Annotated in this window: 10 protein-coding genes; 8 read left to right on the top strand and 2 right to left on the bottom strand. The window is 71.5% G+C overall.

From position 1 onward, the window contains the following. Positions 1 to 171 precede the first annotated feature (171 nt). Positions 172 to 1,011 (bottom strand): NAD(P)H-binding protein, encoded by an 840-nt coding sequence (locus ACFXOA_RS28730; protein ID WP_385034487.1) that lies wholly within the window; start codon positions 1,009 to 1,011, stop codon positions 172 to 174. 90 nt (positions 1,012 to 1,101) lie between these two features. Between ACFXOA_RS28730 and ACFXOA_RS28725 the strand changes: the two genes are divergently transcribed. From ACFXOA_RS28725 to ACFXOA_RS28695, 7 genes are all read left to right on the top strand, one after another. Continuing rightward, positions 1,102 to 1,473 carry a winged helix-turn-helix transcriptional regulator gene (locus tag ACFXOA_RS28725; protein ID WP_385034482.1) on the top strand — a complete coding sequence of 124 codons (372 nt, stop codon included), beginning with the start codon at positions 1,102 to 1,104 and terminating at the stop codon, positions 1,471 to 1,473. A 653-nt stretch (positions 1,474 to 2,126) separates the two neighbouring features. Further along, complete coding sequence (locus tag ACFXOA_RS28720) at positions 2,127 to 3,710, top strand: ABC transporter substrate-binding protein (protein ID WP_385034480.1); 1,584 nt, start codon at positions 2,127 to 2,129, stop codon at positions 3,708 to 3,710. Then, positions 3,707 to 4,660, top strand: a complete 954-nt coding sequence (locus ACFXOA_RS28715; protein WP_385034478.1) for an ABC transporter permease — start codon at positions 3,707 to 3,709, stop codon at positions 4,658 to 4,660. The genes ACFXOA_RS28720 and ACFXOA_RS28715 overlap by 4 nt, the downstream gene beginning before the upstream one ends. Then, positions 4,657 to 5,547 (top strand): ABC transporter permease, encoded by an 891-nt coding sequence (locus ACFXOA_RS28710; RefSeq protein WP_385034476.1) that lies wholly within the window; start codon positions 4,657 to 4,659, stop codon positions 5,545 to 5,547. Before ACFXOA_RS28715 ends, ACFXOA_RS28710 begins: the two co-directional genes overlap by 4 nt. Next, positions 5,544 to 6,665 (top strand): ABC transporter ATP-binding protein, encoded by a 1,122-nt coding sequence (locus ACFXOA_RS28705; RefSeq protein ID WP_385034474.1) that lies wholly within the window; start codon positions 5,544 to 5,546, stop codon positions 6,663 to 6,665. Before ACFXOA_RS28710 ends, ACFXOA_RS28705 begins: the two co-directional genes overlap by 4 nt. Before the next feature lie 71 nt (positions 6,666 to 6,736). Continuing rightward, positions 6,737 to 7,693 carry an ABC transporter ATP-binding protein gene (locus ACFXOA_RS28700; protein WP_385034485.1) on the top strand — a complete coding sequence of 319 codons (957 nt, stop codon included), beginning with the start codon at positions 6,737 to 6,739 and terminating at the stop codon, positions 7,691 to 7,693. A 93-nt stretch (positions 7,694 to 7,786) separates the two neighbouring features. Beyond that, positions 7,787 to 9,592: a gamma-glutamyltransferase family protein gene (locus ACFXOA_RS28695; protein WP_385034472.1), complete on the top strand. Its 1,806-nt coding sequence runs from the start codon at positions 7,787 to 7,789 to the stop codon at positions 9,590 to 9,592. A 182-nt stretch (positions 9,593 to 9,774) separates the two neighbouring features. On the opposite strand, the gene ACFXOA_RS28690 is transcribed toward ACFXOA_RS28695, so the two are convergent. Then, complete coding sequence (locus ACFXOA_RS28690; protein WP_385034470.1) at positions 9,775 to 11,064, bottom strand: ROK family protein; 1,290 nt, start codon at positions 11,062 to 11,064, stop codon at positions 9,775 to 9,777. Positions 11,065 to 11,253: 189 nt separating this feature from the next. On the opposite strand from ACFXOA_RS28690, the gene ACFXOA_RS28685 reads away from it, so the two are divergent. Continuing rightward, positions 11,254 to 12,567 (top strand): ABC transporter substrate-binding protein, encoded by a 1,314-nt coding sequence (locus tag ACFXOA_RS28685; protein WP_385034468.1) that lies wholly within the window; start codon positions 11,254 to 11,256, stop codon positions 12,565 to 12,567. Positions 12,568 to 12,574 lie beyond the last annotated feature (7 nt).

Raw genomic sequence — 12,574 nt, 5'->3', positions numbered from 1 at the left:
CACGGGCCGGCCCCGTCTTTTGTTTATAACCCCCGGGGGGGGGTACGCTACGTGGGGGGGGGCGGTGCGCGGGGTGCGGCGCCCGGGGGTCCCCGGGGGCGGCCGAGGCGTGCCGCCTCGGGGAACCGCGAGACCACGCCGGTCTACGGCCGCAGCGGTGCCCGCCCGCCCTCAGCGAAACGCCGCGATGTGGCGTGCGGCCCAGTCGGCGAAGGTGTGAGGGGCGCGGCCGAGGATCCGCTGGACGTCCGGCATGACCCGCAGCTCGGCCGGGTTCGGGGACTCCAGGATGTCCAGGGTGTCGTCGGCGAGCTCCGCCGGCATGCTGCGGGTCATGCCGGACCTGGCCTCCTCGCGGGTGAGTTCCTGGTACCTGACCGGTTCGCCCAGCGCTTCGGCGACGGCATCTGTCTGCCTGCGCGGAGTGATCACCTCCGGGCCCGTCAGCTCGTAGGTGCCCCCGTTGTGCCGGTCCTCCAGGAGGCAGGCGGCCGCGACCGCGGCGATGTCCGCGGGGTCGACGAGCGGCACTCCCACATCGCCGAACGGCGCGGCGACGACCCGACGCGTGCGGACGGACTCCGCCCACCACAGGGCGTTCGAGGCGAATCCGCCCGGCCGCAGGACGGCCCATTCGAGCCCGGATTCGCGCAAGGTGTCCTCCAGGGCGCGCATGGCGATCCGAGTGGTGCCGAAGGGCCTGGTCACCACCCCGAGCGAGGACAGCAGGACGACGCGGCGGACACCGCTGTCCGCCGCGGCGCCGATGATGTCGGCGGGGTCGGCGCCCGTGGCGTGCAGGTCGCCGGACAGCAGCAGGAAGAGCGACTTCGCGCCGGCCAGCGCGGGTGCGAGGCCGGCCGGCGCGGCGAGGTCCGCCACGACGTGCCGGACACCGTCCGGTACCGCGGCCGCACGGCGTGACACCGCCGTCACCTGCTCTCCCGACTCGGCCAGCATGCGCGTCAGCGGGCGTCCGATGTTTCCGGTGGCTCCGGTCACCACGATCATGGTCAGCTCCTTCATGTGTGCTCCGAGATCCACACGCTAGGAGCAAGGGCTAACTTTTTGTAAGGGCATACCTGGAGGTAAGCTCCTGGTGTGAGCGAAGGTGTGCAGGGCAGACAGGCCGGGACGGGGGAGCGGTATGACGTGTTTCACACCGAGTGCCCCGCGAGTGACGTGGTCGACCACGTCACCAGCAGGTGGGGGATCTGGGTGCTGATCGCCCTGCGGGATGGCGACCTGCGGTTCTACGAGTTGCGGGAGAGCATCCGGGGTGTCAGCGAGAAGATGCTCGCCCAGACCCTGCGTGTGCTGGTCCAGGACGATCTGGTCTGGCGCAGGGTGGAGCCGACGTCGCCGCCCCAGGTCACCTACGGGCTGACCGGGTTCGGCCGTGACGTCGGCGAGCCGCTGACGGAACTGTTCGACCGGATCACCCGCCGGCTCACGGCGCCGGCCGAGGACTGACGGCGGGCCGGGTGGCCTGCGTGGTGCGACCGGAGGGGCCGTCCCCAGGGGCGGTCGAGGCCGGTGGGCCGCGACTCCCGCTGCCCTCGTGCGGGTGGCGGCCGCGTCGCGCCCGACTCTCCCTGGCCGACCTCCGCCGGGCGGAAGGCGGCGCCGCGAGGTCTCGGGGCGCGCCGGGGGCGGCACTTCCCCCGGAAGCCGGTGTGCTGTGCGGGGCCGCCCCGGGTGAAGGCCCTTGATCGGCGGGTGTCCGGTGGTGCGGGAGGTGAGAAGTCCGGGACCGACCGGTGAGCTTCTTCGCTTTTCCGGTGCGAAGGGGCGCGAAGGGGTCGTTTCGGGCTTCCGGCCGCGACAGGAGGTGTCACCGGACGTGCGCGAGGGGTGACCGAGTCCGTTTCGGTATACGGCCTCGGGGCGGCGGGGTCGAGGCCGGTGCGGGCCGGCGGTGCCCTCGGATCCCGTAGCGGGCAAAGGCTGTTGCGGTGTCGCGGCCCGGAGGGCGGGCTTCCGCGTGTCAGGTCGTCAGGTAAATCCTGTCCGCCATGTGGGCGGAAGCCTTGCCTTGCGGACTGTATGCGAAATACGGTCTGCGATATTCCTTGATCACCCCTGGCGGGAGGTAGGCCCCCGTGCGCCGAAAAGCGGTTGCCCTGGTGGCGGTTCTGTTGGTGTCCCTCACCTCGGGCTGCGCGTCGCTGCAGTCCTCGGCGACCGAGGTCGGCGGTGTACGCATGACCGACGACCGGTCCGTGCGCGACGGCGGGACGCTCACCGTCGCCCTGGCGTCGGACCCGGACAAACTGGACCCCAGCCTCGCCCAGACCCTCGTGGGCCGTACGGTCTTCGCGGGCATGTGCGAGAAGCTCTTCGACATCGACGAGGACGGCACCCTGGTGCCCCAGCTCGCCGCGTCGCTCCCCACCACCTCGGCCGACGGCCGCACGGTCACCATCAAGATCCGGCCGGGGCTGCGGTTCAGTGACGGCACCCGGCTGGACGCGCGGGCAGTCGTCACCTCGCTGCTGCGCCACCGCGACCTGCCTGGTTCGGCACGAGGCACCGAACTGGCGCCCGTCCGCAAGGCCGAGGCCACCGGACCGCTCACGGTCAGCCTCACACTCGACCACGCGTACGTGCCGCTCACCGGCGTGCTCGCCGACCGGGCCGGGATGGTGATGTCACCGACCGCGCTGAAGAAGTACGGGAAGAACTTCACCAACCACCCCTCCTGCGTCGGCCCCTTCCGCTTCGTCGAGCGCGTCGGCGGGGACCGGATCGTGCTGAAGAAGGACCCGAACTACTACGACGCCGACCAGGTGCACCTGGACGGCGTCGTCTACAAGCCGATCCCCGACGGCAACGTCCGGCTCGCCAACCTGCGCTCCGGCGACCTCCAGGTCGGCGACCAGATGGCCCCGGTCGACGTACAGAGCGCCCTGACCGAGCCGAAGCTGCAGCTGTTCAACTCGCCCTCCCTCGGATACCAGGGCATCGGGGTCAACGTCGGCAACGTGAAGGGCCTCGGACAGCCGCCCGGGAAGATCGACTCCCCGCTCGCCCGGGACGTCCGCGTCCGTGAGGCGTTCGAGCTGGCCATCGACCGCGACCTGATCAACAAGGTCGTCTTCCAGGGCATGTACGAGCCTGCCTGCGGCCCCATATCCCCGCAGTCGGCCATCGCCCCCGGGCCCGCGCCCGAGGACTGCCCCCGGCGCGACGTCGAGCGGGCGCGCAAGCTCCTGAAGGAAGCCGGGGTGAAGACCCCGGTCAAGATCGAACTGAAGACCTCCACCACCCCCGAGCAAGGACGCGTCGGCCAGGTGCTCCAGGCCATGGTCAAGGAGGCGGGCTTCGAACTGTCGCTGCGCCCCACCGAGTACGCCACCATGCTCGCGGAGACCGACGCCGGTGACTACGACGTCTTCACCAGCGGCTGGTCCGGCAGGCTCGACCCGGACGGCAACGTCTCCAACTTCCTCAAGACCGCCGGCGCGATGAACGCCTACGGGATCGGCGACCCGCAGATCGACAAGCTGATCGCCCAGGGCCGCAGCGTCGCGGACCCCGCGAGGCGCACCGCGGTCTACGACGAGCTCACCCGGCGCGTCCAGGACGCCCACGCCATGATCTACCTCTACCGGCAGAAGAACTACGTCGTCGCCGGCAAGGACGTGGCAGGCATCCACGTCTACGGCGACGGCCTCGTCCGGGTCAAGAATGCGGGGTACACCCGATGACGAAGTACCTGCTGACGCGCCTGCGCCAGTCCCTCATCACGCTCTTCCTCGTCAGCGTCGTCGTCTTCGCCGGCATCCGGGCGCTGCCCGGTGACCCGGCGCTCGCCCTGGCCGGCGAGGAACGCAGCCCGGAGGCGCTCGCCGCCATCCGCGAGAGCTACGGCCTGAACGACAACGTCGTCATCCAGTACGGGCGGTTCATCGGCCACGCCCTCACCGGCGACCTCGGCACCTCCTCCCGTACGGGCCTCCCCGTCGCCGACGCGATCGCGCAGGCCCTGCCCGTCACGCTGGAACTGGCGGCGCTCTCGCTGCTCCTGGCGGTCGTCGTCGGCATCGGCGCCGGAGTCGTCGCCGCCGTACGGCGTGGAAAGCCCGAGGAGTGGCTGGCCAACGCCATCGCTCTGGTCGGCCTGTCCATCCCGACCTTCTGGCTCGGTATCGTGCTCGTCCTCGGATTCGCCATCGCCGTCCCGGTGTTCGCCGCATCCGGATACGTCCCCTTCGGCACCGACCCCGTCGACAACCTGCGCCGCATGGTGCTGCCGGCGATCGTCCTCGGCTCCGGTCTCGCAGCAGTCGTGATGCGGCAGACCCGGGCCGCGATGCTCGACTCCCTCTCGGCGGACTACGTGCGGACGGCCCGCGCCAAGGGACTGTCCCGGGGAGCCGTCGTCGGCGGGCACGCGCTGCGCAACTCGCTGGTCACCGTGGTGACCGTGCTCGGGCTCCAACTGGGACACCTCATATCGGGCGCCGTCGTCACCGAGCAGATCTTCGTCCTGCCCGGCTTCGGCAAGCTCACCATCGACGCCGTCTTCACCCGCGACTACGCGACACTCCAGGCCGTGGTGCTCTGCACCTCCGCCGCGTACATCCTCATCAACCTGCTGGTCGACGTGGTCTATTCGGTCATCGACCCGCGCATCCGGCTCGGAGGTGCCCGGTGACCACCGCGACCACAGCGCTCCCCAAGGCGGCCGAGGCGCCCCGCCGGAAGCCCGGCGGCGGCAAGCTGCGCGCCCTGACCCGCAACCGGCTCGCGCTCACCGGCGGGATCATCGCCGCGGTGTTCGTCCTCGCCGCCCTGCTGGCCCCGCTCATCGCCCCCTACGACCCCGCGCAGCCGGACTTCGGCAACGTGCTCGCCGAGCCGGGCGCCGCACACTGGCTGGGGACGGACGACCTGGGCCGCGACCAGCTCTCCCGCATCCTCTACGGCGCCCGCGCGTCCATGCAGGTCGGACTCCTGGCCGTGGTGCTGGCCTTCCTCGTCGGCGTCCCGCTGGGGCTGCTCGCCGGCTACTACGGAAAGTTCGCGGACACCGCGGTGTCCCGGCTCACCGACACCATGCTGGCGTTCCCGTTCCTGGTGCTCGCCGTCGGGCTCGCCGCGATCCTCGGTCCGTCGCTCACCAACGCGACCATCGCCATCGGCATCTCGCAGATCCCCGCCGTCATCCGGATCACCCGCGCCGAGACCCTGCGGCTCAAGCACGTCGACTACGTCGCCGCCGCGGTCGCCAACGGGGGCGGCGACGGCACGGTCCTCTTCCGGCACATCCTGCCCAACGCCACCTCCGCCCTGATCGTCCAGGCGACCGTCGGAATCCCCGCGGCGATCATCGGAGAGGCGCTGCTGAGCTTCCTCGGCCTCGGGGTCCAGCCGCCGGACCCCTCACTGGGCGTGATGCTCTCCGGAGCCCAGTCGTTCCTGGCGCCGGCCCCCTGGCTCGCGGTCTTCCCCGGGCTCGCGATCGTCGCGGCGACGCTGGCCTTCAACCTGCTCGGCGACGGGCTGCGCGACGTCCTGGACCCCCGAGGAGGGACCCGATGACCGAGACCATGTCCGAACCGGCGGCGAAGAAGCAGACCCTGCCCGCCCTCAGCGTGCGCGACCTCTCGGTCTCCTTCCACTCCGACACCCGCACCGTGCACGCCGTGGACGGGGTCTCCTACGACCTGGCACCCGGCGAAGTCCTCGCCGTCGTGGGCGAGTCGGGCTGCGGGAAGTCCGTCACCTCCATGGCGACGATGGGCCTGCTCCCGCCGACCGCCCGGATCGGCGGCTCCATCAGGCTCGCCGGGAAGGAGCTCGTGGGGGCTCCCGAGAAGGAACTCCAGAAGATCCGCGGCAAGGACATCGCGATGATCTTCCAGGAGCCGATGACCTCCCTGAACCCGGTCCTCACCATCGGCCGGCAGATCGGCGAGGTGGTCCGCAGGCATCAGGGGCTCAACCGCAAGGAGGCCAGGGCGCGCGCCGTCGAACTCCTCGAACTCGTCGGCATCCCCGCCCCGGCACGCCGGATCGACGAGTACCCCCACCAGCTGTCCGGCGGTATGCGCCAGCGCGTCATGATCGCCATCGCGGTGGCCTGCGACCCGGCCGTCCTGATCGCCGACGAACCGACCACGGCGCTGGACGTCACCGTGCAGGCGGGCATCCTCGAGGTGCTCCAGTCCCTGCGCGAGCGTCTCGGCACGGCGATCGTCCTGGTCACCCACGACCTCGGGGTCGTCGCCGACGCCGCCGACCGGGTCCTCGTGATGTACGCGGGCCGGGCCGTCGAACAGGCCCCGGTGCACGAGCTGTTCGCCTCCGGCCGCCACCCCTACACCCGGGGCCTGCTCGGCGCAGTGCTGCGGCCCGGAGGCGAGGGCAAGCGCCGCCTCCCGGAGATCCCCGGCCTGGTGCCGAGCCTGGACAGCCAGCCCGACGCCTGCACCTTCGCGCCCCGCTGCTCCCGCGCCGACGCCACCTGCACCGGCAGCCGCCCCGGCTTCCGCGCCATCGACCCCGGGGCAGGTACGGACGCACCGCACCGCGCCGCCTGCTGGCACCCCCACGAAGACGCCGCCGTCGAGCGGGAAACGGCCCAGGCCACCCCCGAAACCCCCGTGAGCGCCGACGAGAAGACCGAGCGCAGCCCCGACCAGGAGGCCGGAAAGTGACCACCGCACAGACCGTCCCCGCGCCCCGGGACGGCACAACCGCGCACCCCCCGGTGCTTGAGATCAACGCCATGGAGCGGCACTTCGGCGCTTCGGGCGGCGGCACGGTGAGGGCCGTGGACGGCGTCTCGATCACCATCGGCCGCGGCGAGGTCGTCGGCCTCGTCGGCGAGTCCGGGAGCGGCAAGTCCACCGTCGGCCGGTGCGCCGTGCGCCTGGACGAACCCACCGGGGGCAGCGTCCACATCAACGGCACCGACGTCAGCCACCTCTCGCGCCGCGCGCTGCGCCCCCTGCGCAAGGACTTCCACCTGGTCTTCCAGGACCCCTCGTCCTCGCTCGACCCCCGGATGACCGTCGGCCAGATCATCGCCGAGCCCATCCGGCTGCACCGCCGAGCCCGCGGAGCGGCCGTACGGGAACGCGTCGAGGAGCTGCTCGGCCTGGTCGGGCTCCGCCCGGAACACGCCGACCGGCACCCGCACGAACTCTCCGGCGGCCAGCGCCAGCGCATCTCGATCGCCCGCGCCCTGTCCTGCGAACCCGACCTCGTGGTCGCCGACGAACCCACCTCCGCACTGGACGTCTCGGTGCAGGCGTCCGTCCTGAACCTGCTGGCCGACCTCCAGCGGGACCGGGGCTTCGGCTGCCTGTTCATCACCCACGACCTGGCCGCCGTCGAGTTCCTCGCCGACCGGATCGCCGTGATGTACCTCGGGCAGATCGTCGAACAGGCCCCGACCGCGGAGCTGTTCGCCTCGCCCAAGCATCCCTACACCCAGGCGCTCCTCTCGGCGGCCCCCGTCCCCGACCCGGTCGCCCAGCGCTCCCGCGAGCGCATCGTGCTCCAGGGCGAACTCCCCAGCCCGCTCGACCCCCCGCCCGGCTGCCGCTTCCACACCCGCTGCCCGCTCGCCGTCGACCGGTGCCGCACCGAGGTGCCCGCACTGCGGGAGATCCCCGGCGGACGGCAGGTCTCCTGCCACCTCGTCACCGACGACGGCAGCGCCCCCGACGCGGCGGCCTGACCTGCCTGTACGGGCCCGGCCTCCCGTACGTACCATCCGCGAACGCAGCACTCGACCACCGATCCAGCACTCCGCAGCAAGGAGCCGAACCCCGTGTTCACCACCCGCCCCACCCTCCAGGGCACCTTCGGAATGGTGTCCTCCACCCACTGGCTCGCCTCGCAGTCCGCGATGGCCGTCCTGGAGGACGGCGGCAACGCCTACGACGCGGCCGTGGCCGCCGGATTCGTCCTGCACGTCGTCGAACCGCACCTCAACGGCCCCGCCGGTGAGGTGCCGATGATCCTCGCTCCGAAGGACGGCGACGTGCGGGTGCTGTGCGGCCAGGGCCCGGCCCCGGCGGGTGCCACCGCGGCGCACTACCGCTCCCTCGGCCTGGACCTGGTCCCCGGCACCGGCCCGCTCGCCGCCGCCGTCCCCGGCGCCTTCGACGCCTGGATGCTGCTGCTGCGCGACCACGGGACCAGGACCCTGGCCCAGGTCCTGCGGTACGCCGTCGGCTATGCCGAGGACGGCCACGCCCCCGTCGAGCGCGTCGGCCAGACCGTGGAGACCGTCCGGGAGCTCTTCGAGACCGAGTGGCCGTCCTCCGCCGAGGTCTACCTCCCCGGCGGCAGGTCGCCCGAGCCCGGCACCCTGTTCCGCAATCCCGCCCTGGCCGCCACCTGGCGCCGCGTCATCGCGGAGGCCGAGGCGAAGGGCGGCGAGGACCGGATCGCGCAGATCGACGCCGCCCGGGACATCTGGCGTACCGGATTCATCGCCGAGGCCCTGGTGCGCCAGGCCGCCGTACCGACGAAGGACACCAGCGGCAGCCGCCACACCGGCACCCTGACCGCCGCGGACCTGGCGGACTTCTCCGCGTCCTACGAGGAGCCCGCCACCTACGAGTGGAACGGCTGGACCCTCGCCAAGGCCGGCGGCTGGAGCCAGGGCCCCGCGTTCCTCCAGCAGCTCGCGGTCCTCCCCGCCGAACTCCCGGCCTACGGATCCGCCGAATACGTCCACCTGCTCATCGAGGGCTGCAAGCTCGCGATGGCGGACCGAGAGGCCTGGTACGGCGACGCCGACGAGGTGCCCGTGGAGACCCTGCTCTCCGCCGCGTACAACGAAGAGCGGCGCGCCCTGATCAAGGACACCGCCTCCCTGGAGCTGCGCCCCGGCAGCCCCGACGGCCGCACCCCGGTCCTCAGCGCGCACGCGCACGCCGTCGCCTCCGGCGAGTCCGGCTTCGACGCCATGGGCATCCCGTCGGCGGGTGCGGGCGAGCCGACCGTGGCCAAGGACGGCGGCACCCGAGGCGACACCTGTCACCTGGACATCGTCGACCGCTGGGGCAACATGGTCGCCGCCACCCCCAGCGGCGGCTGGCTCCAGTCCAACCCCGTCGTCCCCGAACTGGGCTTCCCGCTCGGCACCCGCCTCCAGATGGCCTGGCTCGACGAGGGCCTGCCCAACACCCTCACCCCGGGCCGTCGTCCGCGTACCACCCTCACGCCCTCCCTCGCGCTGCGCGACGGGGTGCCGGTCATGGCGTTCGGAACCCCGGGTGGCGACCAGCAGGACCAGTGGCAGCTGCACTTCTTCCTGGCCGTCGCGCTCCGTGGCCGGGTCCGCGGCGGACTTGACCTCCAGGGCGCCATCGACGCCCCGAACTGGCACAACGACTCCTTCCCAGGATCGTTCTTCCCGCGTGGGATGCGGCCGGGAAGCGTCACCGTCGAGGAGCGCATGGACCCCGGGGTGATCGAGGAACTGCGCCGTCGCGGACATGATGTGACGGTCGGTGAGCCCTGGTCGGAGGGCCGGATGTGCGCCGTCGCCAGGGACCCGGAGACGGGTGTGCTCTCCGCCGCCGCCAATCCGCGCGGGATGCAGGGGTACGCCGTCGGCCGCTGACGGTGGCGGGGCCCGGGCACCCGGGTCCCGTGCCCGGCCGAGACGGTCCGGAAAGGAGCGGGCACTCGCCCCGGCGAGCGCCCGCTCCTCCACCCGTGCGGGTGCTGCGCGAGTTCGGCGGTGTCCGGCACCGGGCAGGCCTCCCGCCCGTCGTCGAGATGGTGACGCCGGTACGGGCGGGCTCAGCCGAGCACGCGGTCCTCGAGGGCGGTCCGCCACGCCGGGGGAGTCGCCTCCTGCGCGGGGGCGGTCACCCTGCCGCCCCTGCCCAGGAAGTCGGCGAGGGGAAGCGTCGCCGCACCCACCGTGACCGCGTCGGGGCCGAGTCTGCCCAGCTCCACGGTGACTCCGGCGGCCGGATGGGACAGGGAGTACGCGACGGCGTGCAGCCGGACGTCCTCGAGGAAGCGGGGCCCGAACTGCAGCCCTGCCCAGCCGCCGACGAGGATGCGCTCCGGCTGCAGCAGGTTGATGAGTCCCGCCAGGCCCGCGCCGAGGTACTCGGCGGTCTCCTTGACCACCGTGCGTGCGGTCGGGTCTGGCTCGCTCCCGTCCGCGGGATCGGCGGACGTCAGGAGCGCGGTGAGCCGGGTCTCCTCGTCGACCCCCTCCGGCGGTCGCCCGCCCGCCTCCTGCCACCGCTGGAGCACGGCTTCCGCCCCCGCGTATGCCTCCAGGCACCCCGGTGAGCCGCACCGGCACCTCCGGCCGCCGACCTGCACCGTCAGATGGCCCCACTCGAGCGCTTGGCCCTGGGGCGCGTCCTCGGCGAAGAGGCAGGCGCCCACGCCGGAGCCGAACAGGATGGCCACGGCGCTGCGCGCTCCCCGGCCCGCCCCGAACCACATCTCCGCCTGGCCCAGGGTCTTCGCCCCGTTGTCGATGAAGCAGGGGGTGGTGTCGGGCACTCCACCGGAGCCGCGCAGCAGGGCCTCCAGCGGCACCGCGTCCCAGCCGATGGTCTGCCCGTGCACCACGGCGCCCCGGACGGGGTCGCGCTCGATGACCCCGGGGACGCCGATCCCGACCCCGAGCAGGCCCTCCACCGGTAGGCCGGTGCCGGCCAGTACCTCCTCTATCCCGCCGCGGATGTGATCCGCGATCACATCCGGGTCGTAGTGATCATCGACCAACGGGCGTTCCGTACGCGCGAGTTCGCGGAGCGTGAAGTCGAAGGCCTCGATGCGTACCCGGGTCTCCCCGACGTCGATCCCGATCAGATGACCGCGCCGCGGACTGACCCGCAGGAGGGTGCGGGGGCGGCCGCCGTCCGATTCCACACTGCCGGCCTCCTCCACGAGCCCCTCCGCGACGAGCTCCGCCACGACGTTGCTGACCGAACCGGAGCTGAGGCCGGTGGCCGGCCCCAGCTCCTGGCGACTCATCGGGCCATCGAAATACAACCGTTGCAATACGGCCGAACGGCTGTCTCTGCGCAGGTCATGCACCGTACGCCTGGTCCGCTGGGGCATCTGGGCTCCTTCATGACTCGCCTGAACAGCACGCTACCCCGGCTCAGACACTTGACGCGACCTTTCCCCGAGGCTTAACTCACATCATAAATTAAGCCATGTGAGCCGTGGGATCCGCATGCCGCACTTCCGGCGGTGGGCTCAGCACTTCTGGCTTGAACGCTCCTCAGGAAAGGGACACCTGGAGCCATGCGAAGAATCCGGACAGTGGCCGGCAGCGCGGCCGTCATCTCCCTGCTCGCTGCCGCGACGGCTTGCGGCGGCGGGACATCCACGGACGGTGGGTCCGCATCACCCAAGACGCTCACCTACTGGGCTTCCAACCAGGGCCCCAGCCTCGAGGCCGACAAGAAGATCCTCACGCCCGAGCTGAAGAAGTTCGAGAAGAAGACCGGCATCAAGGTCAAGCTGGAGGTGGTGCCCTGGTCGGACCTGCTCACCCGCATCCTCACGGCCACGACCTCGGGCCAGGGGCCCGACGTGCTGAACATCGGCAACACCTGGTCCTCCTCGCTCCAGGCGACCGGCGCACTGCTGCCGTGGGACGACAAGAACTTCGAGAAGGTCGGCGGCCGCGACCGGTTCGTCGAGTCGGCGCTCGGCTCCACCGGTGCCGAGGGCAAGGACCCCGCCGCGCTCCCGCTGTACTCGATGGCGTACGCGCTCTACTACAACAAGGCGATGTTCCAGGAAGCCGGCATCGAGAAGCCGCCGGCCACCTGGGCGGAGGTGGCCGAGGCCGGCAAGAAGCTGTCCAAGGACGGCAAGTGGGGTCTGGGCGCCGAGGGTTCGAACCTCTCCAACAACATCCACCAGGTCTTCGTGCTGGCGAAGCAGCACGGCGCCGACTTCTTCGACGCCTCCGGCAAGCCGACCTTCACCAGCGACGGAACCGTCGCGGCCGTCAAGCAGTACGTCGACATGATGGCCAAGGACAAGATCGTCGCCCCCGGAAACGCCGAGTACGCCCAGAACCAGTCCCTCAGCGACTTCTCCAAGGACAAGACGGCGATGGTCCTCTGGCAGGCCGCCGCCACCACCTTCAAGTCCCAGGGCATGGACGACTCCGAATGGGGCGTCGCCCCCGTACCCGTCCAGTCCGGGACACCGGGTCAGGGCGAGCAGGTCAACTCGATGGTGGCCGGCATCAACATCGCCGTCTTCAAGAACAGCAAGAACCTCGACGGCGCCACCGAGTTCGTCAACTTCATGACGAGCGACGAGGAGCAGAAGGTCCTCTGCAAGGCCTACGGATCCGTCCCGCCGGTCAAAGCCGCCCAGAGCGACCCCGCGTTCGACAGGCCGGAGCTGAAGGTCCTGAGCCAGACGCTGGCGACCAGCGCCGCGGCGCTGCCGCAGGTCCCGAACGAGTCGCAGTTCGAGACGTCCGTGGGCAACGCGGTCAAGGCGCTCTTCGCCAAGGCCGCCGGAGGCGCGGCCATCTCCACCGCGGACGTCAAGGCCGAGCTCACCAAGGCTGAGCAGCAGATGGCCGCACAGTGAGCGATGT

The organism is Streptomyces sp. NPDC059166 (assembly GCF_042755185.1).
Classification (GTDB): Bacteria; Actinomycetota; Actinomycetes; order Streptomycetales; family Streptomycetaceae; genus Streptomyces.
The sequence above is the reverse complement of the archived record's forward strand: the minus strand, read 5'-3'. Positions and strand labels throughout refer to the sequence as shown.

Excerpts from the sequence above, each read along its gene's own strand:
- ACFXOA_RS28730 (WP_385034487.1), bottom strand. The coding sequence starts at position 1,011 with ATGATCGTGGTGACCGGAGCCACCGGAAACATCGGACGCCCGCTGACG.
- ACFXOA_RS28715 (WP_385034478.1), top strand. The coding sequence starts at position 3,707 with ATGACGAAGTACCTGCTGACGCGCCTGCGCCAGTCCCTCATCACGCTC.
- ACFXOA_RS28705 (WP_385034474.1), top strand. The coding sequence starts at position 5,544 with ATGACCGAGACCATGTCCGAACCGGCGGCGAAGAAGCAGACCCTGCCC.
- ACFXOA_RS28700 (WP_385034485.1), top strand. The coding sequence starts at position 6,737 with ATGGAGCGGCACTTCGGCGCTTCGGGCGGCGGCACGGTGAGGGCCGTG.
- ACFXOA_RS28690 (WP_385034470.1), bottom strand. The coding sequence starts at position 11,064 with ATGCCCCAGCGGACCAGGCGTACGGTGCATGACCTGCGCAGAGACAGC.
- ACFXOA_RS28685 (WP_385034468.1), top strand. The coding sequence starts at position 11,254 with ATGCGAAGAATCCGGACAGTGGCCGGCAGCGCGGCCGTCATCTCCCTG.